Raw genomic sequence first — 435 nt, forward strand, 5'->3', positions numbered from 1 at the left:
CGCCGAACGGTACAGGCTGCCCCCGACCGGCCCCTGAATGCGCAGCGGCGTATTGTCGATCGCAATCGCCTGGCGGGTGAGCGTCAGGCCGCTGCCGACACGCTTCAACGTCAGTTCGAGATCGAAGCGCGCACGTACCGACAGCGCTTCGAGCGGACGTGCGACGGTCTTGTTGGGGCGCCGACCCAGCGTCATCGGAATTTGCGTGCCGGGCTTCAGATCGCCGAGCGGCACGGCGGACGAAATCAGCGCGGTGGCATCCTGCGCATCGCGTTCGGAAAGGCCTGCGCGCTGCAGCATGTCGCCAAAGCCGCCGCCGCGTCCGACGGTGACGGTGCGATCCTCGATCGGGCGTTCGGGTGCTTCGGCCAGCGGGACGACGAGGTCGTTCGCCGCCATATGTCGCCCACTGTCGCCACCCCAGGCGATCGGCGC

At 68.5% G+C, this 435-nt stretch carries 1 protein-coding gene; it reads right to left on the reverse strand.

All coding sequences use genetic code 11. From position 1 onward, the window contains the following. A partial coding sequence (locus AACY08_RS29975; protein ID WP_339472711.1) for a hypothetical protein occupies positions 1 to 399 on the reverse strand: 399 nt, incomplete at its 3' end. Positions 400 to 435: the final 36 nt, after the last annotated feature.

Source organism: Pseudomonas sp. EL_65y_Pfl1_R83 (genome assembly GCF_963970695.1).
Taxonomy (GTDB): domain Bacteria; phylum Pseudomonadota; class Gammaproteobacteria; order Pseudomonadales; family Pseudomonadaceae; genus Aquipseudomonas; species Aquipseudomonas tritici.